The sequence below is a fragment of the Chamaesiphon minutus PCC 6605 genome, from assembly GCF_000317145.1.
GTDB classification, from domain to species: Bacteria; Cyanobacteriota; Cyanobacteriia; order Cyanobacteriales; family Chamaesiphonaceae; genus Chamaesiphon; species Chamaesiphon minutus.
This window is the reverse complement of sequence record NC_019697.1, coordinates 2,299,837-2,321,109: the sequence shown is the minus strand read 5'-3', so window position 1 is coordinate 2,321,109 and position 21,273 is coordinate 2,299,837. Positions and strand designations below refer to the sequence as shown.

Genomic DNA, 21,273 nt, shown 5'->3' with positions numbered 1-21,273 from the left:
AGCATTTCGACCTAAAGCTTTATGTAGAAAGCATATTTACAAAAAATCACTTCACTGACTCTGCTTGGGTACGGTGGCACGCAACATCAAGCACCGGAAAAATTGCCAATGGATTCTATCGGATCGCGCCTAAAGCTGTTAAATTTTCCTGCTGGGCCGCAGTCAATCCTTGGATACCCCGAATATTCATCCCTTCATAGGGTCGCGGAGATCGAATGATTTTGACGCATTCCCCTGTAGCAACATCCCAGAATCTAATCGTGGCATCAGTACCCGTGCTAGCTAACAACTGACGCTCGGCAAAATCCTTGTTGTAGTGCGGTAGGAAAGCCACTGCGAACACGCCATCTCTATGCCCTTGCAATACCTTCAAACATTTCCCGCTCTGCACATCCCAGAGCCGAACGGTACTGTCATAGCTGCCACTGGCAAGGATTTTACCATCAGGGCTAAATGCCACCGATCGCACAAAATGTGTATGACCGGGTAAAACTTGGAAACATTCACCTGTATTAACGTGCCAAAGTGCCACGGTATGGTCGATACTGCCACTTGCTAAAATATCGCCACTAGGATTTACCGCGATCGAGACCAGCCCTAGCTGGTACTCCTCCCAAGTATGGATACATTCACCCGTCTGGATCTGCCAAAACGAGATCGTGCGACGACTCGCACTAGCCAAAATCTCTGGAGAAATAAAGGCGACCGATGTAAGCCAATCTATTTGCTCTGCCAAAATCTGGAGACATTCACCCGTCAGGGGATTCCAAAGCCTAGCTGTATGGTCTGAGCTACTACTGGCGAGAATTCGACCGTCGGGACTGAATTTCACATCCCAAAGGCCATCGGTATGTCCGGATAGAATGTGGCAGCACTGCCCATCGCGGACGCGCCAAAGTTTGATAATCGGGTCGTCACCGCTACCCCCACTAGCAAGGATTCGACCGTCTGGGCTGAATGCAACTGTTCTGATGGAACTATTGTGACCGCTCAAACTCGTAGATCGATTCCCCGAAGGGGAGGCTACGACAACGTCCTCAATATTCCACAGTCGTAACCCGCCACCAAAGTATCCAGCAGCTAGCATCGGTCGAGCATCAGCAGATGGGGGGACAAAAGCCATCGCATAGATCGTATTTGCATAGCCTTGGAAAATTCTCAAACATTTGCCAGTACTCACGCTCCACAGCCTGACCGTGCGATCTTCACTGCCACTAACCAAGATCTGATGAGTCGCATTCTCGTTCCGAGAGGCTACGCCAACGTAAGCGATCGACCAAATCCAATCCTCATGCCCGACCAGTGTTTTCAAACACCGTCCCGTCCGCACATCCCAGAGCTTGATGTTGCGATCCTTGCCGCTACTAATGAGCGTTTGACCATCTTGACTGAAGATGACCGACTTCAACTCATTACTATGTCCCACATAAGTTCTCAAACACTCGCCCGTGTTGACATCATAGAGTTTGACGGTGGCATCCTCTCCGCCACTGGCGATGGTCGAACCATCTGGACTAGAGGCGACTGCAAAGATCTTGCCTTGATGGGTTGGTATTGTTTTAAAGCATCGTCCGTCGCGAACATGCCACAGTTTAATATTTGCATCGGCACCGCCACTGGCGATCGATCGACCGTCGGGACTGAATGTCACTGAAAAAACTGCCTCGGTATAGTCGGCGAATGTTTTCAAGCATTCGCCAGTGTTGACATCCCAGATCCCGATCGTCCAATTGTTGCTACCACTGACGAAGAAGTTATCGCAACCACTGACTAATAAGTTGCTGTCGGGACTGAATGCCACTGAATTGACTGGCTGGTTGCTGTTGGCGAAGGTCTGCAAGCATTCACCAGTAGCGACATCCCACAGCCGGATGGGGCAGCCAAAGCTGCCGCTAGCTAGCGTTCGACCGTCGGGGCTGGCAGCCATCGCTCGTACCCAATTGCTGTGACCTTTGAAGATCGATTGCAGTTGCTGAGTGCGGGTATCCCACAACCGAATATCACCGTTAAAATCGCCGCTAGCCAACCAGCAACCGTCTGGACTAAAGGCGACAGAGTGAATACTACTGAAGGTTTCGGTAAAAACTGAGTTGACCCAATCGGTGTTTGCAAAATTAGTATCGTGTAAATTCATGCCTAGTAAATAAGCTTGTCGAATACACAAACCGGAAAAATCATAGCCACTAGAGTCGATCTGTAAGTGCCGCAACAGGTTAATTAAATTGCCACCTGCATAACCGTCAGTATCAGCAAATTCCGTTCGCAATTTCACTAATAATCGATCGAGTTGGTGTTTAATTTCTGGTTTCGATCGCAATTTACCCATAAGTCGATCGACCAGCGGCACTAATATCATCCGCACTTGGCTTTCGCGTACATAGTCTTTAGTCTGAGCCTGAATCAGTGCATGACTATTAAAAATTGCTACATCTAATGTCGTAATCTCCTCGCAAATCTGCTCGATAAATACAGCAGTGACATATTCCATCACCACGGGTTGCAGGGTAAAACATCCCGAACTTTTTTCAATCAAACTTTGCCGATCTAACGATTGTAATGCGGCTAAAACTTGCGTTCGATAACCGCTAGGAATGAAGTCAGCTAACAATTCGGCGATCGATACAGCTTCACGCCCGATCGCCAACCAGTACAGTGCCTGTTGCTCGATCTCGGACAATCGAGCGAATTGCTGTGCCAGTAAAGCCTCAATCCCATTGCAGAGAATTACCCCCTGTTCTAAAAACGCGCTCACGCTACCGTCGAATAAATCCCGAATGGTCGTCGCCGCAATTTTAATTGCTAATGGGTTGCCAGAATAAGATTGCTGTAATTGATGCCAATCGCTGGAATCGTCTGTATGACAACCATTCACAGAACCGATCTCGGCTACTTCTATTTCGCTCAAACCAAGTAAATCCAACGTGCAAACTGTCCCAGATTCTCCTTCTAAATGAATCAAAGTTTTGGGCTTTTCCCGACTGGTTAATAATAAACAACTAGCATGATGTTCGGTCGCAATCCGGCGGAGAAGTTCGCTATATCCAGCATAACCTTCCCGATAACCGCCATGGGAGAGAATCGATTCAAAATTATCGAAGACAATCAGACAGCGAGTAGTGCGTAAATATGCCATCAATTGCGAGATATGAGCATCCACAGTATCCGCAGGTTCCGTCTGCTGTTGGTGGGAGACAAAGGCAATAAGTTGAAAGAGAATTTTATCTAGCGGTGGGGCATTGCGGAGAGACAGCCAGACAATGCGCTCGAATTTGCGATCGGCTGCTAACTTTTGAGTGAGTTTGGCGGCAATTGATGTTTTACCCATGCCACCCATGCCGACGATCGAAATCAGCCGACAACGTGGCTCAAGGGGATTAACTTCAGAATTGTTATCCAGCCATCGTTCCAACTGCTGGAGTTCATTTCCACGCCCAATGACGCTAGAAACATCGATCTGCTCGCCCCAATAGCAATCTCGATCTGGGGGTGAAGTTTGGGTAACTTCTGGCACAGCTAATTTAGGCGAACGATCTCGCTGGCGACGCAATACCGCTTGCAAATTATTTTTGGTGACGGGTTCGCCCAATACCTGAGTCAATTGTCGCCACAGTTCGTAGCCGATATCGCGGATATAACCAGTATCATAGCCGATTAGCTCTGCCATATCGGGGTAGGTGCGACCTTCCCAAGCGTGACGAAACACCTGCTCTTGAATATCGCGGAGACTTTGAGATTGAAGCAGTCGATCGAGTAACGCTAAGGCTTCATCTGCTGTCATCGGCAAAGATCCTGCCAGAATGTCTAGTCTTATTCTAGTCCTGATAATTCGTAAATTACAATCGAAGATCCGATCTTTTCCGATCGTCAATAGCAGTTTTTCTCCGATCTTTTCTGGCTGTCAAACTATGTGGGGGCGCATATTCTGAGGATATGGAGCAAGTCGATCCCGACATCAATCCAACTCACTATCGACAGAGGAGAAAACCAGATTGCATTTACAAGCAAAAAGTTTTACCACCATTCAATTACAACGGAGCAGCTCGTCATGAAACCCATATTGGGAAAAATCGCAGAACATAAGCAAGCCTATGCCAATCTGCCATTGTTTTATATATGCGCGATGCCAGCCTGACTGAAGAGGCGCGGCTTGCTTTCTATCCTTGCATGGCACACTTCATTCTCAGCTTTGGCGACATCAACAAGTATCTGCTCCGCGAGGAACCCACTACCGATCGATACCAACAGCGAGTCAATATCCATACCTATGAGGACGATCGACACTGGCCTTGGTACCTTGAAGACTTCGCTAAGTTGGGTTTCGATCGTCTCTGCACCCCATCCGCATGGATGCGGTTTCTCTGGAGTGAGGAGACCCGCCAAAACCGCATCCTAACCTACCGACTAGCTGCTCTAATCGATCGGGCAAGTGCAATCGAACGGATTGCCATCATTGAAGCAATTGAAGAGACCGGAAACGTACTCTTTGGTACCATGCTCGATCTGGCAACGGCAATCGAACGCCGACGCGGAATCGAACTTCGTTATTGTGGAGAATTCCATTTTGCGCTGGAGTCTGGACATTCGGCAGGAAGCAATCGCCTTGAGATTGCTGAAATTTCGCTGGATGAAACAACCCAAGCACATAGCCTATTGCTTGTTGATGAAGTCTTCGCATTATTTGAAGCTTGGACGCACGAGCTGCTCTCCTATGCAACAAAAAAACACGCTCGCGATCTAGACGATCGATACGATCGTCTAGCGATCTCCGACCATGACATTTTAATCAGTAATTTAATTACACGAGCGATTTTCAACTAAATCTTAACTAACCATTTTCACTATTCCAAACACCATGAAAAACTATTCATTCATCATTCTAGTCGCAGTCGTCTGTTTGTCGGCTCTCCCCAGTTACGCTCAAGATTCATCTAGCACAGATCGGACTGTAACGCCACCCGTTGAAAATCTCGAAGCAAAAGAACCAACAATTGACAAACAGCAACCCGCTCCAGAGCCAGCTAAATGTGAAAGTGTAGATCGCTAAATTTTGGCAATCGATCGATTTCCACAAACTCAACTTCTACAAATCCGCACAGATTACAAACAGGAGAATTACCAATGTTAAATCAACTTACTCAAAGCACTAAGCTATCTCAACTCATCCTAACAGCAGGACTCTGCTTGGCTACAGTTTTAGCGATCCAGATCGTTGGCGAGCCTACCGGAGGTAATCGCCCTGCTACCACAGCCACGGAGAAAAATCTCAACGAAAATGGTCTTATCCTAAATGGAACGAGCTTGAATGGAGCAAGCTTGAATGGAACGAGCTTTAATGGAACGAGCTTGAATGGAGCAAACTTGAATGGGACTGGTCTTAGTGCGAACGGAGTCCACTTTAAAAGGTTTGGATCGACCTCACCGACCTCGGTAACGGCTATTCTTAACCAAAAGCCCATGTCAAAACTCCATCTAGAAGGCGGCCAACTTGCGCTCAAGATTAAAAGAAGCGATTGACGGATTTCGATCGGCCATAACCTCCATACCACAATCTGAAACTAATTGGCGGCTTCTGGCTCCAGGAGGGCGGAGGGTCTGGAGGTGGTGGTATTCACGATCGATTGAAGAGAGCCATCTCCCATAACTGTCATGAAGTTTGCCATGAGATTTACACAAAAAATGTCTGCTTCCTGGCTTTTGGCAATGGGCTGTCTCCTGACGATCGTTGCATCCATTCAAGTCCAGAGAAACCTGAATTGGCGCGCGGTGGAGGATCTGACGATCGAGGGACAGGATGTAGCCGGAACCGAACTAACGGTTGTTGAAGGTGGGCGAGATCTCCAACTCAAAATCGCTCATGTTGACTTAGATCCTCAAGATCCCGAACGGGAGATTTATCTCTACACCATTCTTTACCGCGATCTAGTCTCCGAACAGTGGCAAAATTACTGCCAACCAGATCGCCACAATGTGGCTAAAGCAATTCCCCTTTCGGGATCTTGGGATCGAACGGGTAAACACCATGAGAATGGCCGCATTACCTTTGCTTGTACCAATGGGGTTTTAGCCAAATGCGTTCGGTTTGGTTATAAACCCTGGAAAACAGTTCGGGGGCGATCGCTGCGAGATTTCCATCAAGCTTGTACTCGCATGGTTCGGGCTGATTATTGCGGAAATGGTCGCGCTCACACTAGAGATGGGACAGCCATTGACATCTATGACCGACTGAGCATTCAAACCCGTACTCCTCACAGTGGCATGATTTTGGAAGCGGCTTGGAGTCCTGATGGTGCAGTATTTATCGATCGGACTCGGTGGCCAGAGTCCTTAGCCCAGATTAAAAAGGAATGTCCCGATCGACTCAAAAGCACCGTCCACAAATCGTTGGCGCAGCCTCTCCTTTGGAGAATCGCGCCCAAGGCTAGCCAACAGCAACTGCCTGAAGTGCTGCTTGTCAATGATTCATTCGATCGAATTCGGTCGCGCCGCTAATCACCAAAGGGGACACCACGCGATCGAGAGCATCACCAAACTTTTTGAAAGATCGATCTTATCTAACGGAGTTAATCTCATGATTCATCATATTTCGTTGGCGAAGCCTCTCGGAACGAGAATCGACGCTCGCGATCCATTGCGAGTAGCTAGTGTCTTAGCAAAAATCTTGAATGGGAAGGCATACAAATTCCTAGTTTCCAATAGTTATAGTTATATCGTTATACCTTTCGACGACTATGGCACTCATGTTGTGGTATTTAAAGAAGGAAATGTATTGAGTCCGAGTACTGATGCCGATCCAGTGAAAGTAATTCAAGCTACTCCCACCAATTTGGTGGCTATCCATGCTGCTGTTTCAGTTCCTACTAGTCAGCAGCAGATCGAGCAGATCGGGCAACAGGAAGGGTGGAGAGTATTAACTCGCAAACAGGGAGATGCTCGATTCAGTCTAGTTGAGTTTTGGGTCGAGAATCGGATTCTATTTGAATTTCTGCCACCGGAATTCACACCCCAATATCTAGAAGTCATGAAACTAGAATCGATCGAGCGACCTACCAGTTGCTCGATCGAACCGATAACAGTTTAATCAAATTAGTAATGGAGCAGAAGTGTTAAAAGATAAAAATACTTGATAAAAATGGATAAGCGATCGCTTGTCAATAAATTGTTTCAAAAATCGGCGATCGACATTTAATGCCAAAAGCAATCTAAATCAATTGCCGATTATGAAATTTGAATCGAGAAATTATTTCACTCATGTCAACTAAGTTCGTATAAGGAAAAATTCATGTCACCCACACATAAAAACAGATCTATCTCCGATATCGAAGCCGACTTAATAAATTGTCTGCTGGCAGCACCCACGATCGATTACCCCTGGAATCCCGCAGACCCCGATACTGCTGACTACTATGCCAGATCCGATCGTCACTTTTGCTTGGAAAATTTGTCGGATACCGAACTCTACGTTGGCGTAGCCTCTCCTGTGGAGACTCGATCTCAATCTTTCTCAATTTGGGAGCAATCTTTGTGAATCGATTTTCACCCAAATCTTAACTAACCATTCCCATTATTTCAAACACTTTGAGAGGTATCTCAGTCATGAAAGCTAAGTCCTACATCAAATTTACCAATATTCTCGATCGCATTCAACTTTATTTTGACTCGTTGGCGCGTAGCCTCTCCATCGGGAGAATCGATCTATCCAAAATCGGTATTCATCGGAATATCTTTACCCACACGTCTCATCCGCCAGTAGTTGCCGAACTAAAACCAGATGCTGCGACTCTAACTCCTAGCGAGCGGGAAAATACTGGCAACCGCCAACTTCAAAAACATCAATTCGATCGCATAGCGTTCGCCTTGCGAAATCGTCGGCACCATTCGCTTAACTGGCGTTGGCAATCTCAACTAATCCAGTGGCTTTAATCGCGATCGCTTACTATCTCTTGACTAAAAAATATATTGATTATGTATGATGACATTGCCAGTCTTTATCACCTTATTTATCCCAACTGGGACGAAGCCATTAAACAGCAGGCAGACGCACTGAACGATGTCGTCACTACTTTAATGGGTTCGGCACCCCGATCGATTCTGGATGTTTCTTGCGGTATTGGCACGCAAGCACTGGGCCTCGCAGCCCTGGGACATACCGTGACGGCATCCGATCTATCGGCAGCAGCAGTCGATCGAGCACGCACAGAAGCGATCTCACGCGGACTCGACATGACATTCAAAGTGGCAGATATGCGACAGTGTACCGAAGTTCATGGTTCCGGCTTTGATGTGGTGTTAAGTGCCGACAACTCGCTGCCACACCTCCCTGGAGAAGATGAAGTCCGGATCGCACTCCAAGGTTTCTACAACTGCTTGCGGACGGATGGGATCGCGATCGTCAATCTGCGCGACTACCGTGAGGATGAGGATCGATCGTCCCCACAGATGTTGTCCTATGGATTCCGCGTTCGCGGCAGCGATCGTTACTTCGTGTTTCAAACTCGCGATTGGAACGATGATGTTTATGATGTTGCCATGTATTTTGTGCGTGAGGCGAGGGTAGGAACTCCTGCTAGCGTTACTGCTGGCTTAGATCGCTACTATGCGATTACAGTCGAGCGGTTGATGTTTCTGTTCCAAGAGGTCGGCTTCACTCATGTCCAACGGTTAGACGGAATCCTCCACCAACCAATTGTTGTCGGTCGTCGTGGAGCCGCATAACAATCTTTCACTCCCAGATCGTTATGGAGAAGCCCCTAATAAATCCCCAATCTCTTGCTGAGGATATTCGATGCTGAAGTTAAAGAACAAAGAATCAGAGAAGATTGGCGTTCAAAAATAAATATCGTACATCAGTAAAGCGTGAGGTAAATTATGACGATCGATCTCGGACTAACTCACATTGCACTCCCCGTTACAGATCTCGATTGCAGTATTCAGTTTTACGCTGTCTATGCCCAAATGCAAGTAATTCATCATCGCATCGATGCAGAAACAGGTGTTGCCGTGGTATGGCTTTCTGACCGCACTCGTCCGTTTGTCATCGTGCTGATTCAGACAAGTTCGGTGCAGTCGGTTCTTTCTCCCCTCGCGCATCTCGGAGTCGGGTGTCAGAGTCGGGAAGTTATCGATGCTCTATGCGACAAAGCCAAACAGGAAGGTTTTCTGCTACAAGCACCCAAAGATTCTGGATATCCAATTGGCTACTGGGCTTTTTTAAGAGATCCAGACGGTCATACGCTCGAACTATCTTACGGACAAGAAATCGGATTGACCGTAGAACAGACTCCATAAAGTAGGATGGGAGATAGATAAAATGTCTAGTACAAATCTAATTCGATTGGGCGGACTTGCCGCGATCGTTGCTGGAATCTTACGTGGCATAAATTCGTTTTTACCCAGTAGTAATCCTAATATAACGACCTCTATCCTTTATCTGTTGACCGATATTTTCCTCTTATTTGGCATCATGGGTATTTATGGTTTTCAGCATCAGGAATCTCGATTGTGGGGTTTGTTTGGATTTCTACTAGCTATCGTCGGTATTGCAATTATCCGCACCGGATCGATCTCTGGAATTAATCTATATCCGATCGGCGCATCGACATTTACAGTAGGTATGAGCTTGTTTGCAGTTGGCTCTTGGATCGCCAACAAGCTTCCCCGTTGGGTATCGGTCTTGTGGGTACTTTCGACGATCGTTGGATTCATGGGTTATTTTATCCCAGGTCTTAACCTGTTATTTGTCATATCTGGGGTAATCTTTGGCATTGGTTTTGCTGGAGCAGGTATGAAGATTTGGTCATCAACAAGCAAATAAATTGAATGCCGATCCGATCGATCTCAATCTTTCTCAATTTGATGGTAATTATAAATCGATTTATAGTTAACGTCAGTTCGGGATAAGAAGAGCCTAGAGACTGGAAGTCTCTGCTCATGATGCAAAGTCCGCCTTCGCGGACTGAATTATTAGTCCGCGAAGGCGGACTTTGTAATGTTAGCCCCGATTTCAATCGGCGGCGGTGCTGGAACGAAGCTAATATTCTTAACCCGAACTCAGGTTAGTTACTAATTTCAACTAGCTATTCCCATTATTCCAAACACTATGAAAACCCGTTCATTTATGGAATCCAATGTCACCCTAACTCCCTTCTCCAGCACTGATGTCGAGCTACTGAGACATTGGATGACTGCTCCTCATGTCGCTATGTGGTATCCCGAACCTGAAGACCACATTGCCTGGGCAGCCAATCCACCGCCAAGTGGAAATCGATCGCTAGTCGCCGTTGACGGTCGATCGGTTGGCTATATTCGATGGCAGTCTGTGTCGCGTGAAGTTCTAGATTCAGTCGGTCTGTACGAGATCCCCGCCGGATCGGTTGATGTCGATCTGTTGATTGGCGATCTGGCATTTGTGGGTCGAGGAATTGGCCCAAAAGCACTGCTGCTATTGGTGTCACAGCTTCGCCACAGAGGAAATGTGCCGTTGGTGGGCTTAAGTTCTAGCGTCCAGAATCTATTTGCACAGCGAGCCTATGCCAAGGCTGGGTTTCACGTATTACGTGATTATCACGTACCAGTATACGGACAGCTTTGTCTGATGGTCTGTAATCTCAATGAAGCTGCCTAACAACACCCATCCACACAGCCTACACAGAAACCTTGAGACAATCGATCTGAATCATACTGGTTGCCAGACAAGGTACGATCGCTTTGCCAATAAACCTGCGAAACGTTCCGCCTCGGCTAAGTCATCTTCTCGACATGGCAAACCCACAATATTGGCATGATTCACAGCATCTTGTTCCACATCCAAGCCAATCTCTCGGACATCCCCAACCTGAAGACTGGCTACGCCATAACATTTACGAAACATCTCAGCGCACTGTTGCGGAGAACATTTAGTGGCTAAATTTACAGAAAGTCCAAGCTCATTCGCTCGGAGAAAATAAGCATCTGCTTTTACTCGTCCCGTGTCCTCATCAATCCATTGCTTGCGTAACATCGAACGATATACAATCGCGTCGTCTGTTAATGACTCAAACTGTCTCATGCTCGACCGAACCATTCCAACCACGACAAAAGGATGGATACTGTCACTTCTCGTTCTACAGCATAATCGTTACCTAGTTCGTGGTACAGGTAGGCGATCTGGTCATTCTGAGCAGGACAGATTAGCCGAACTTCGCAGTCGGACTCAAGTTTACTCCATGTCAGTCGAATGCTCCCTTGCTCATCCGTTGAAGCCGATGCCTTCGGAAAGCGATCGCCCATTGCATCGTAAGCTTCTAGAACAAATCCCATTGCCAACTTAAATGCAGCTTGACTCGGTTGCAGAACTCCATACTCGTCTGTCTCGTCTTCTTCCAACAGCGCGACAAGGCGTTTCAACGTCACTGTAATCGGGCTACTAGATGGTCTTGTTGTTTGAGCAACAGTCATAAACTTCAGAGGCGTTTGGGAGAAAAACTACTATCTAGCCTAACACAAGCAACGTATTCGGCAGTTTTAGTTGACCCTATAGAACCCATTTGAAATCTCTTTAGTAGAAATCGATCGATATTAGTGAGGATACTCTGTATGTCCGAGACCAACATTGAAGTAACACTGCGCGAGATAACTAAGGACAACTGGCGCGATATCCTCCGCTTAAAGGTAGCCCCATCCCAAGAGCAATTCGTAGCATCCAACGCCATGTCGATTGCAGAAGCACATTTTAATCCAGAGGTTGCTTGGTTCCGCGCAATCTACGCTGGTGATGTGCCAGTCGGTTTTTTGATGTTGGAAGACGACGTAGTTCGGCAAGAGTACTTTCTTTGGCGTTTGATGATAGACGAACAATACCAGGGGCGTGGTTACGGGCGAAAGGCGTTGGAGTTGTTCTTTGCACACGTCAAGACGCGCCCTGGAGCAGATGCGGTTGAAACAAGTTGTGTGCCAGCCAAAGGTGGTCCTGGTTCGTTCTACGAAAAGATGGGTTTTGTTTATACCGGACAAGAAGAGAACGGCGAACTTGTGATGCGACGTGAATTGCGATCTAGAAAAGGAGTAGGATTATGATTGAGATCCGGTTGTTTGGTTCTCCAGTACCTAATGTGCTAAATCAATAATTGAATCTCCAAGTTAGCAAGCATCTGTTTCGGAAGTTGTTGAAATTAGTGAAGCCATAAGCAGTACGCTTGATGAGCTTAATCTTATTATTAATTCCCTCAACTACACCACTAGTAGTTCGCTCATCAAAGTAAGCAACTATCTCTGTTAACCATCGCGAGATTGTGCCACAACTATTTGGCAAATGCTGCTTGGCTCTTACCAGCCAATGTCTAATTTTCAATAGTCCTCTCATCCACGATGTTGTTTTTTCCATTATCTCTCTCCATTTTTCTTTGAGTAGATGTGCTGCCCTAATGTTGGCAAATTCTTCTCTAACCTGCTTGAGCTTCTCTTGTTCTTTCTCCTCTCTTAACTCTTTTTCATTTTTTAGCAGCGCATATTTACTCGATTTTATTACTGCCAATTGCCGAGTGTATTCATTCTTTTGCTCTAATGTCTTTGCGGATTTAAGTTTAGCCTCTATCGCTCTTTTTTCTTGTTTTCTCAGCTTATCTAACTCACTATTTATTTGCGCTGTTACATGAAATCTGTCTGCTACTACTTGAGCATTAGGCATCACTTCTATCGCTAAGCTTTTATACCCTTTCCATAAGTCTATGCTGACTTCTTCGATCCTTTCCAGTACCTCTGTCCCCCATCCTTTCAGGATTTTCTCTATTTCTTCACTCTTTCTGCTTTCGATTATTGCTAATAATTTTCCTCGCTCTATATCTACTAATACTGCACAATATTTTCCTTGTCCTTTTACCATTGCTATTTCATCTATTCCCAGTTTTCTTAAATCCGTTGGCTTTTCTCCGTTTAGCTCTGCTGCTGCGTCTTCAATTATTCTCTCTATTTCTGCTGTCGTCATTACTCCTGTTCTAGCTACGCTCTGAATATCTCCTTCTAGTGCTTCTGCTAGGATTTTTTTAGCTAGTCTTGAAGTATATGTTCTTCTGCCTTTAACAAATTCTAGTTGTTCGCTAAATGGTTTTTGACATTTTTTACATTTAAATTGTCTTCTGTTTATTTCTAGGTGAACTTGCTGCTCTCCCCACGGCAAATCTTTTACTATGTATCTATTATTCTGATGTAAGCTACTACTCTTCGTTCCGCATCTATGGCATTTGCTTTCTTTCTTTATTGCTTCTACCTGTAAGATGATGCCTATTCCTTCATATTGTCGCTGCGACTCTACTCGCATTCCTTCTATTCCTAATAGCTCCGTTAGTAGCTTGAGTTCCTTTTTTGTTGCCACTTGCCCTGCCCGCCGCTCTTCTTACTATTTCTTCCTCTCTTCATTATCTTGCTTTTCCTCTCCTCGTCAGCAGTTTTGACATATTTATTTTATTTTCTTTCTCTTGTACTGCCTCGATTCTCATTTAATTAGCACATTAGGTACTGGAGAACCGGTTGTTTGAAGCACAGGATGCCGAACAAATAGCGCAACTGTTCCATGAAACAGTTCGTGAAATTAATGTCCGCGATTACTCAAGCAAACAGGTTAAGGCGTGGGCACCTGATAATATCTACTTTAGAAACTGGGTAGAGGTGTGTTCGAGCCGATTCACCTATGTTGCTGATGATGAGGGTGTAATTGCTGGGTTTGGAGAGCTAGAACCAAATGGTCATATCGACTGCTTTTACTGCCACAAAAACTATCAACGTTGCGGCGTAGGCAGACAAATCTATCAAGCAATTGAAGCAAAAGCAGTTGAGTTGTCATTAAATAGATTGTTTGTTGAGGTTAGTATTACCGCAAAATCGTTTTTCCAACGCATGGGGTTTTCAGTTGTTCAAAAGCAGGAGGTAACTTGTCGGGGTGAAAGTTTTGTTAATTACGTAATGGAAAAGTCTCTTTAAATTTATAATTAAATAACCCTAAAGGGTACTGTTAAAATTCTTAAGATTTCCAATTGTAATTTCAACGCTCAATACTCAATTGAGGTAAAGCTAATTATGAATCAGCAATTACCTGACTTTATTCATGATGTAGTCGAACATTTGCAGTCAATTGAGGGGATTGCATCTGTAGCACTCGGAGGTTCTCGCGCAAGAGGGAATCACACCCCGAAGTCAGATGTGGATTTAGGAATTTATTACCTACCAGACAATCCCATCGATGTAATTGCTCTCAATCAACTTGCTTGCGAACTTGACGATAATCATCGTCCCAATCTGATTACACCAATTGGTGGATGGGGAAAATGGATTAATGGTGGTGGTTGGCTCAAGATTAAAGATATGCCCGTGGATTTTCTCTTTCGTGATGTCGATCGGGTTAGCTGTGTCATTGACGAATGCCATGCTGGACAAATCACGATTGATTACCAACCCGGTCATCCCCACGGCTTTGTATCCTCTATTTATATGGGTGAAGTCGCCATTTGTCTGCCACTTCACGATCCGTGTAGTGTTTTAGACGGTTTAAAAGTTAGGACAACTCCCTATCCAAGTCAGCTTAAACAAGCAACAATTAATAAGTTTGCCTGGGAAATTAGTTTTTCGCTGTTCGTTGCGGGAAAGGCTGTTGCACGCGGTGATGTTGCCTATGCAGCAGGTTGTTGTTTCCGCAGTGTGGCTTGTATGAATCAGGTATTATTTGCACTCAATGAAGAGTACTTATTGAATGAGAAAGGTGCGGTCGCAGTTGCCAACAGTTTTGCGCTGTGTCCACGAGACTATCAACAGCGGGTTGAGTTGGTGTTTGCTTCGTTGGCAAGTGAGGCAAAATCAATGACGGATGCGATCGCCATCCTGGATGCATTAGTGACAAGTTAAGAAGCGATCGCACTTGTCAAGCGGGCTTGAGGCGATGAGTCGAAGAAAAAATTGTCTGTTCGACTCATAGAATCAGGAAAAGGTGCAATAATTAACTTAACATTAGGTTTACGAACAGTTTTAACAATACCTAAATCTTGATTCTCTGGGGCAGCAAAATAGGTGACTGGATTGGCAGCTAAACCTTTATGATGAGCTACATGAAAGTGATAAAGACCTCGATAAATCATCTCTAAAGAAATGCGGTCGAATGGGAGAGATAATTCATCAGCTACAGCATCACCTAAATCGACTAGAACTGCATAAAACAGCCAAGTCCCCCACATCTGTAATTTAATTCCATTAACTGAACCAGTCCATAAATAACTCAACCCGAGCAATCGTTTAACAGTATTAAAAGCCTCTTCAATTCGCCACCGTCTTCCGTACAAATCGGCGACTACATAGGGAGGAAGATTCAATGGGTCGAGTACACTAGTTAGATAAGAATACCAGACTTTACCCACTTTAATTTCGACTAATCTTACAGTTATATATGGAGTCTTTTTGGTGCCAGACCCCATCCGCACTATTCGGTCACGGATACTATAACTATTGCTAAATACTCGCTCTATCTGTAGCGATGCACCTTTTTTTAATCGAGTAATAAAATGAATATCTCTGTTAATTAATTCTTGCCAAAATTGGAAATGATAGAAGCCTCGATCCAAGAGCAATAAAGTGCCCGATGTTACTAAATTCAGGATATCTTTCTCAAAATTAACATCTGAAGCTTTGGGATTTTCTCTAAACCAGATTTCAATCGGCAATCTCGTCACCAAATCTATGACTACTCCCATTTTTCCCGCTAGTTGTCCGATTGGCACATCAGATAAGCTATCTAATTTCTTGAATATCGCTTCCAATGTGGAGCCATCACATGCCCAAATCCGCTCAAATTTTGCTTGAGCAAATTCAATGCTTTGTGGCAACAATCGCTGTTTTCTCTGGTGCCACTTCACTCTAAATTCTGGCAGTAATTCCTTAAACACTCTCTCAAATAACTCAGATGGAAAGGTCAGAAATCTTTGTGCAATCGCCTGTTGACTTACTTGTGTTGGCTCACACCACAAAAATCCTTCTCGCCCTAACATTCGGCTTAGTTCTCTGACTCCTGGCACATTCCGCCACAGTAGCGTCAGCACTGCTGCCATCATCAAGGGTAAATTTAACAGCCGATTTCTCAGCCCTAATTGTCGGTAGTAATGACTTTGATTGAAAATTGCTGGTGTCAATAAAGCCTCTACTTGAGCGGCGATGATCTCATCTTCCACACCTGGTTGGTGGTTCTTTTTGGCGTGGTCGCGGTTACTTCTTCGGCGGCTGGTCATCAGGCCTCTATTCCCTCAAACTCTTGACTAGAAACAGTTTGGCATCTTTTTATTACCCTTTTGACAAATCTCTGATTTTCTTAACTTGTCACGAATGTCCTGGATGGAATCGAACAGGAATTGAGTCAATGGTATGGCGATCGTCGGTTGGTTATGTAAAGTCTAATAACAGAGATGTAGCATAAACGTTTCTAGCTGAAGATCGCCCTCAAAGATTGCCAATGGATTCTATATAATTGCTCCTAAAGCTGTTAAATTTTCCTGCTGGGCAGCAGTCAATCCTTGGATGCCCCGAATATTCATTCCTTCATAGGGTCGCGGCGATCGAATGATTTTGACGCATTCACCCGTAGCAACATCCCAGAATCTAATAGTGGCATCAGTACCAGTACTAGCAAGCAACTGCCGATTGGCAAAATCCGCGCTGTAGTGTGGCACAAACGCCACTGCGAAAACACCATGCGTATGCCCCTGTAAGATCCTTAGACATTTCCCGCTATGCACATCCCAAAGCCTGACGGTACCGTCATAGCTACCACTGGCTAACCATCGTCCATCGGTGCTCAAAGCCACAGACCAAACGAACGCTTGATGACCGGGCAAAACTTGGAAACATTCACCAGTATTAATATTCCAAAGAGCCACGGTACGATCGACACTACCGCTAGCCAAAATATCGCCATTAGGACTCACCGCGATCGACACAAGCGCTAGCTGCTGCCCCTGTAAAGTCCGCATACATTCACCCGTCTGGATATCCCAAATTCTAATCGTGCGATCGCGACTAGCACTCACCAGCATCGGTGGTGAGGCAATAAAGGCGACCGATGTGACCCAATCTGTATGCCCTGCTAAAATCTGGAGACACTCACCAGTCAAAGTACTCCACAGTCTAATTGTATGGTCTGGGCTACTACTGGCCAGGATTCGACCGTCGGGGCTAAATGCCACCGACCACAAGCCATCGGTATGTCCAGTTAAAATGTGACAGCACTGGCCATCCCGGACGCGCCAAAGTTTGATAATTGGGTTGTCACTGTTCCCCCCACTAGCAAGGAGTTGACCATCTGGACTGAAGGCTACCGTTCTGATGGAACTATTATGACCGCTCAAACTCGTAGATCGATTCCCCGAAGGGGAGGCTACGCCAACGTCTTGGATATTCCAGAGTCGTAATGCTCCGCCAAAGTATCCAGTGGCTAGCACCGCTTGAGGAGCGGCAATATCTGGTAGAGGTGGGGGGACAAAAGCCATCGCATAGATCGTATTTGCGTAGCCCTGAAAAACTCTCAGACACTTGCCAGTACTCAGACTCCAGAGTCTCACCGTGCGATCTTCACTACCACTAGCCACGATCTGATGAGCCGAATTGCAAGCGATCGACCAGATCCAATCCTCATGCCCAACCAGCGTTTTCAAACACCGTCCAGTCCCAACATCCCACAGCTTGATGTTGCGATCCTTGCCACCGCTGATGAGCGTTTGGCCATCTTGACTAAAGATTACCGACTTCAATCCGTCGCTATGTCCCAAACAAGTTCTCAAACACTCGCCATTACTGGTATTATAGAGTTTGACGGTAGCATCATCCCCCCCGCTGGCAATGGTTCGACCATCTGGACTAAATGCTACTGCAAAGACTTTGCCTTGATGAGTCTCCCATGTTCCAACGCATCGTTCTTTGTGGATATTCCAAAGCCGAATGTTTGAATCGGTATCACCACTGGCAATGGTTCGACCGTCAGGACTGAATGCTACTGAGTAGATTGCTTCGGTAGAGTCGGCGAATTTCTGTAAGCACTCACCAGTATTAACATCCCAGAGTCTCACGGTGCAGTTATCGCTACCGCTGGCTAACATATCGTCACTGCCACTGACTAAGATGTTGCCGTCGGGACTGAATGCCAGCGATCGGATCGCCTGTGTCCGATCGGCAAATGTCCGCAAGCACTCACTAGTATTAACATCCCAGAGACGGATGGTGCAGTCAAAACCACCGCTGGCTAGCGTTCGACTATCGGGGCTGAAAGTTAACGCTCGTAACCAATTGGTGTGACCGCGCAAGATCGATCGCAGTTGATGTGTGCGGGCATCCCACAACCGAATATCGCCGTTAAAATCACCGCTAGCCAACCAGCGACCGTCTGGACTAAAGGCGACAGAGTGAATACTGCCGAAGGTTTCGGTAAAAACTGAGTTGGCCCAATCGGTGTTTGCAAAATTAGTATCGTGTAAATTCATGCCGAGCAGATAGGCTTGCCGAATACACAACTCGGAAAAATCGTAGCCAGTCGAGTCGATGTGCAAGTGCCGCAACAGGTTAATTAAATTGCCACCTGCATAGCCGTCGGTACCAGCAAATTCCGATCGCAGTTTCACTAATAATCGATCGAGTTGGTGTTTAATCTCTAATTTCGATCTCAATTTACCCATGAGTCTTTCGACCAGCGGCACTAAAATCATCCGCACTTGGCTCTCGCGCACATAGTCTTGAGCCTGAGCCTGGAGCAACGCATGGCTATTAAAAATCGCTACATCTAACGTGGTGATTTCTTCGCATATTCGCTCGATGAATTGTGCAGTGACATACTCCATCACTACGGGTTGCAAAGTAAAGCAGCCCGAACTTTTTTCGATTAGACTTTGCCGATCTAACGATTGTAATGCGGCTAAAACTTGAGATCTAAATCCGCTGAGAATAAAGTCTGCTAATAGTTGCGAAATCGATACAGCTTCGCGACCGATCGCCAACCAGTACAGTGCCTGTTGCTCGATCTCGGACAATCGAGCGAATTGCTGTGCCAGTAAAGCCTCAATCCCATTGCAGAGAATTACCCCCTGTTCTAAAAACGCGCTCACGCTACCGTCAAATAAATCCCGAATGGTCGTCGCCGCAATTTTAATCGCTAGCGGGTTGCCAGAGTAAGATTGCTGTAACTGATGCCAATCGCTGGAATCGTCTGTATGACAACCATTCACAGAACCGATCTCGGCTACTTCTATTTCGCTCAAACCAAGTAAATCCAACGTGCAAACTGCCCCAGATTCTCCTTCTAAATGAATCAAAGTTCGGGGTTTTTCCCGACTGGTTAATATCAAACAACTAGCATGATGTTCGGTCGCAATCCGGCGGAGGAGTTCGCTATACCCAGCATAACCTTCCCGATAACCGCCATGGGAGAGAATCGATTCAAAATTATCGAAGACAATCAGACAGCGAGTAGTGCGTAAATATGCCATCAATTGCGAGATCTGCGCATCCACAGTATCCGCAGATTCGGTTTGTTGTTGGTGGGAGACAAAGGCAATAAGTTGAAAGAGAATTTTATCCAACGGTGGGGCATTACGTAAGGATTGCCAGACAATGCGCTCGAATTTGCGCTCGGCTGCTAACTTTTGAGTGAGTTTAGCGGCAATTGATGTTTTGCCCATGCCACCCATACCGACGATCGAAATCAGCCGACAACGTGGCTCAAGGGGATTAACATCAGAATTATCATCCAGCCATCGTGCCAACTGCTGGAGTTCATTTTCGCGCCCAATGACGCTAGAAACATCGATCTGCTCGCCCCAATAGCAATCTCGATCTGGGGGCGAAGCTGGGGTAACTTCTGGCATAGCTAATTTAGGCGAACGATCTCGCTGGCGACGCAGTACCGCTTGCAAATTATTTTTGGTGACGGGTTCGCCCAATACCTGAGTTAATTGTCGCCACAGTTCGTAACCGATATCGCGGATGTATCCAGTGTCATAACCGATTAGCTCGGCCATTTTGGGGTAGGTGCAACCTTCCCAAGCGTGACGAAACACTTGCTCTTGAAGATCTCGGAGACTCTGTTCTTGGAGTAGTCGATCGAGTAATGCTAGGGCTTCATCTGCTGTCATTGGCAAAGATCCTGCCAGAATCTATCTTTATTCTAGTCAGAATAATTCGTAAATTACGATCGACTTTTCCGATCTTTTCCGATCGCCAACAGCAGACTTTTACCGATCTTTTCTGGCTGTCAAACTAGCTAGGGGAGCCTATTCTAGAGATATTAGGTGGCAACTCCTGCCGAGATTGTCAACAAGCGTTGTTCCGAGCGTTGATGATAAAACTCGTGCTTAGAGTCTAAGTAGGAGTGATTCATCCATCTATCGAGAATAGAAATTATCCACTGGAAAAATAGAGGTAGAGAACTAATGCATCCACTAGATCGGCACCGATCTCAATTTAGAAGATTAGAAGTAATAGATGACTCGATCGCGCAGGAAAGTATCCAATCCTTATCAAGATCTTATGATTTCCAGAAGCGACTAATGGAGTTCATGAAAGAAGGAGTCGTCGTCGTTTCTACTCAACTGAATCTAATCTATCTAAATCATCAGGCTAAACAAATCTACAAAATGCTTGGGGAAAGTCTCGATCGCTCAGAAAAATTAACTAGTGCGATCGTCGATCTATCGCGTCGGTTCAGACAGATTCACGAACAGAAGATCTCGATCGTCGAGTGTCAACTTACACCAGAGCAGAAGATTCGGATTCGAGCTTGTAGATTACCAGATGAATTAAAAGGTTTCTTAGAGGAAACAGAGAGCGATTGCCCTTATCTGCTCATTTTTCTGGAAGATCGATCGGCTAGTTTTCAAGAAGACTTAAAGATCGAACAACTAAAATACAATCTAACCGATCGGGAAGTTGAAATATGGCAGTTATTACTCCAAACTTATTCCTATCAAGAGATTGCCAATTCGCTCCAAATTAGCCTTAATACTGTCAAGTTTCATGCCAAAAATATCTATAACAAGAAGCGTTGCACTTTTGAAGAAAAACAAATTATGTATTTCGAGCATCAAAATTAACACTCAGAGGTGAGCTTTCGCTCACCTCTGGCTGAATTTTGTCTAAATTAACGGCACTCCCGGTTATAGCTACAGGCGCGTGAAGGGATTGGCGGAGCACCACCAGCAACAGTGTTTAGATCGGCATCAGCCAGTTCGACTAAACCAGCAGGATGTTCTGGTAGTAACGCACGTTCCTTTTCGCTCAAGCAGC

The 21,273-nt window shown here is 45.7% G+C and carries 23 protein-coding genes; 16 read left to right on the top strand and 7 right to left on the bottom strand.

The genetic code is table 11. The features are described 5' to 3' along the window. Positions 1-115: 115 nt before the first annotated feature. The gene (locus CHA6605_RS10710; RefSeq protein ID WP_015159479.1) at positions 116-3,778 is read right to left on the bottom strand and encodes a WD40 domain-containing protein; all 3,663 of its coding nucleotides are present in this window, start codon (positions 3,776-3,778) and stop codon (positions 116-118) included. A gap of 335 nt (positions 3,779-4,113) precedes the next feature. Here CHA6605_RS10710 and CHA6605_RS10705 point away from each other — a divergent pair, with 335 nt between their 5' ends. The 12 genes from CHA6605_RS10705 (at position 4,114) to CHA6605_RS10655 (ending at position 10,621) form a co-directional block, all read left to right on the top strand. Further along, entirely contained in the window at positions 4,114-4,818 is a 705-nt protein-coding gene (locus tag CHA6605_RS10705) for a hypothetical protein (protein WP_015159478.1), read from the top strand. A gap of 34 nt (positions 4,819-4,852) precedes the next feature. Then, positions 4,853-5,044 (top strand): hypothetical protein, encoded by a 192-nt coding sequence (locus CHA6605_RS10700; RefSeq protein WP_015159477.1) that lies wholly within the window; start codon positions 4,853-4,855, stop codon positions 5,042-5,044. Positions 5,045-5,118: 74 nt separating this feature from the next. Continuing rightward, on the top strand, positions 5,119-5,514 hold the full coding sequence (locus tag CHA6605_RS10695; RefSeq protein ID WP_015159476.1) for a pentapeptide repeat-containing protein: 396 nt from the start codon (positions 5,119-5,121) through the stop codon (positions 5,512-5,514). Between the two features lie 162 nt (positions 5,515-5,676). Continuing rightward, positions 5,677-6,489, top strand: coding sequence for an ADYC domain-containing protein (locus CHA6605_RS10690; protein ID WP_198288484.1), 813 nt, complete (start codon positions 5,677-5,679; stop codon positions 6,487-6,489). Between the two features lie 79 nt (positions 6,490-6,568). Further along, complete coding sequence (locus CHA6605_RS10685; RefSeq protein WP_015159474.1) at positions 6,569-7,078, top strand: hypothetical protein; 510 nt, start codon at positions 6,569-6,571, stop codon at positions 7,076-7,078. Positions 7,079-7,279: 201 nt separating this feature from the next. Beyond that, a complete protein-coding gene (locus CHA6605_RS10680) occupies positions 7,280-7,525 on the top strand; it encodes a hypothetical protein (RefSeq protein WP_015159473.1) in 246 nt (81 codons plus the stop codon). 68 nt (positions 7,526-7,593) lie between these two features. Further along, positions 7,594-7,920, top strand: coding sequence for a hypothetical protein (locus CHA6605_RS10675; RefSeq protein WP_015159472.1), 327 nt, complete (start codon positions 7,594-7,596; stop codon positions 7,918-7,920). A 42-nt stretch (positions 7,921-7,962) separates the two neighbouring features. Next, positions 7,963-8,712 (top strand): class I SAM-dependent methyltransferase, encoded by a 750-nt coding sequence (locus CHA6605_RS10670; RefSeq protein ID WP_015159471.1) that lies wholly within the window; start codon positions 7,963-7,965, stop codon positions 8,710-8,712. Positions 8,713-8,865: 153 nt separating this feature from the next. Beyond that, entirely contained in the window at positions 8,866-9,285 is a 420-nt protein-coding gene (locus CHA6605_RS10665) for a VOC family protein (protein ID WP_015159470.1), read from the top strand. Between the two features lie 22 nt (positions 9,286-9,307). Then, positions 9,308-9,811, top strand: coding sequence for a hypothetical protein (locus tag CHA6605_RS10660; RefSeq protein ID WP_015159469.1), 504 nt, complete (start codon positions 9,308-9,310; stop codon positions 9,809-9,811). Between the two features lie 116 nt (positions 9,812-9,927). Further along, positions 9,928-10,056 carry a hypothetical protein gene (locus tag CHA6605_RS36145; RefSeq protein WP_269744575.1) on the top strand — a complete coding sequence of 43 codons (129 nt, stop codon included), beginning with the start codon at positions 9,928-9,930 and terminating at the stop codon, positions 10,054-10,056. Positions 10,057-10,096: 40 nt separating this feature from the next. Continuing rightward, positions 10,097-10,621: a GNAT family N-acetyltransferase gene (locus tag CHA6605_RS10655; protein ID WP_015159468.1), complete on the top strand. Its 525-nt coding sequence runs from the start codon at positions 10,097-10,099 to the stop codon at positions 10,619-10,621. A gap of 51 nt (positions 10,622-10,672) precedes the next feature. Here CHA6605_RS10655 and CHA6605_RS10650 read toward each other — a convergent pair whose 3' ends face one another. Beyond that, positions 10,673-11,044 (bottom strand): hypothetical protein, encoded by a 372-nt coding sequence (locus CHA6605_RS10650; protein ID WP_015159467.1) that lies wholly within the window; start codon positions 11,042-11,044, stop codon positions 10,673-10,675. Beyond that, entirely contained in the window at positions 11,041-11,433 is a 393-nt protein-coding gene (locus CHA6605_RS10645) for a hypothetical protein (protein ID WP_015159466.1), read from the bottom strand. Before CHA6605_RS10645 ends, CHA6605_RS10650 begins: the two co-directional genes overlap by 4 nt. 138 nt (positions 11,434-11,571) lie before the next feature. Between CHA6605_RS10645 and CHA6605_RS10640 the strand changes: the two genes are divergently transcribed. Then, on the top strand, positions 11,572-12,051 hold the full coding sequence (locus CHA6605_RS10640; protein ID WP_015159465.1) for a GNAT family N-acetyltransferase: 480 nt from the start codon (positions 11,572-11,574) through the stop codon (positions 12,049-12,051). Positions 12,052-12,094: 43 nt separating this feature from the next. Here CHA6605_RS10640 and CHA6605_RS10635 read toward each other — a convergent pair whose 3' ends face one another. Then, on the bottom strand, positions 12,095-13,291 hold the full coding sequence (locus CHA6605_RS10635) for an ISL3 family transposase (RefSeq protein WP_015158531.1): 1,197 nt from the start codon (positions 13,289-13,291) through the stop codon (positions 12,095-12,097). A gap of 197 nt (positions 13,292-13,488) precedes the next feature. Here CHA6605_RS10635 and CHA6605_RS10630 point away from each other — a divergent pair, with 197 nt between their 5' ends. Together CHA6605_RS10630 and CHA6605_RS10625 are read left to right on the top strand one after the other, a co-directional pair. Continuing rightward, positions 13,489-13,950, top strand: a complete 462-nt coding sequence (locus CHA6605_RS10630; RefSeq protein ID WP_041547913.1) for a GNAT family N-acetyltransferase — start codon at positions 13,489-13,491, stop codon at positions 13,948-13,950. Between the two features lie 96 nt (positions 13,951-14,046). Then, a complete protein-coding gene (locus CHA6605_RS10625; protein WP_015159463.1) occupies positions 14,047-14,868 on the top strand; it encodes a nucleotidyltransferase domain-containing protein in 822 nt (273 codons plus the stop codon). Here CHA6605_RS10625 and CHA6605_RS10620 read toward each other — a convergent pair. Together CHA6605_RS10620 and CHA6605_RS10615 are read right to left on the bottom strand one after the other, a co-directional pair. Continuing rightward, positions 14,865-16,238: an IS4 family transposase gene (locus CHA6605_RS10620; protein ID WP_015158054.1), complete on the bottom strand. Its 1,374-nt coding sequence runs from the start codon at positions 16,236-16,238 to the stop codon at positions 14,865-14,867. The genes CHA6605_RS10625 and CHA6605_RS10620 overlap by 4 nt on opposite strands. Before the next feature lie 228 nt (positions 16,239-16,466). Beyond that, positions 16,467-20,123, bottom strand: a complete 3,657-nt coding sequence (locus CHA6605_RS10615) for a WD40 domain-containing protein (protein WP_015159462.1) — start codon at positions 20,121-20,123, stop codon at positions 16,467-16,469. A gap of 297 nt (positions 20,124-20,420) precedes the next feature. Here CHA6605_RS10615 and CHA6605_RS31545 point away from each other — a divergent pair, with 297 nt between their 5' ends. Continuing rightward, positions 20,421-21,080, top strand: coding sequence for a helix-turn-helix transcriptional regulator (locus CHA6605_RS31545; protein WP_015159461.1), 660 nt, complete (start codon positions 20,421-20,423; stop codon positions 21,078-21,080). Positions 21,081-21,127: 47 nt separating this feature from the next. Here the strand turns inward: CHA6605_RS31545 and CHA6605_RS32875 are convergent, their stop codons facing one another. After that, on the bottom strand, positions 21,128-21,268 hold the full coding sequence (locus CHA6605_RS32875; RefSeq protein WP_232432248.1) for a mersacidin/lichenicidin family type 2 lantibiotic: 141 nt from the start codon (positions 21,266-21,268) through the stop codon (positions 21,128-21,130). Positions 21,269-21,273: the final 5 nt, after the last annotated feature.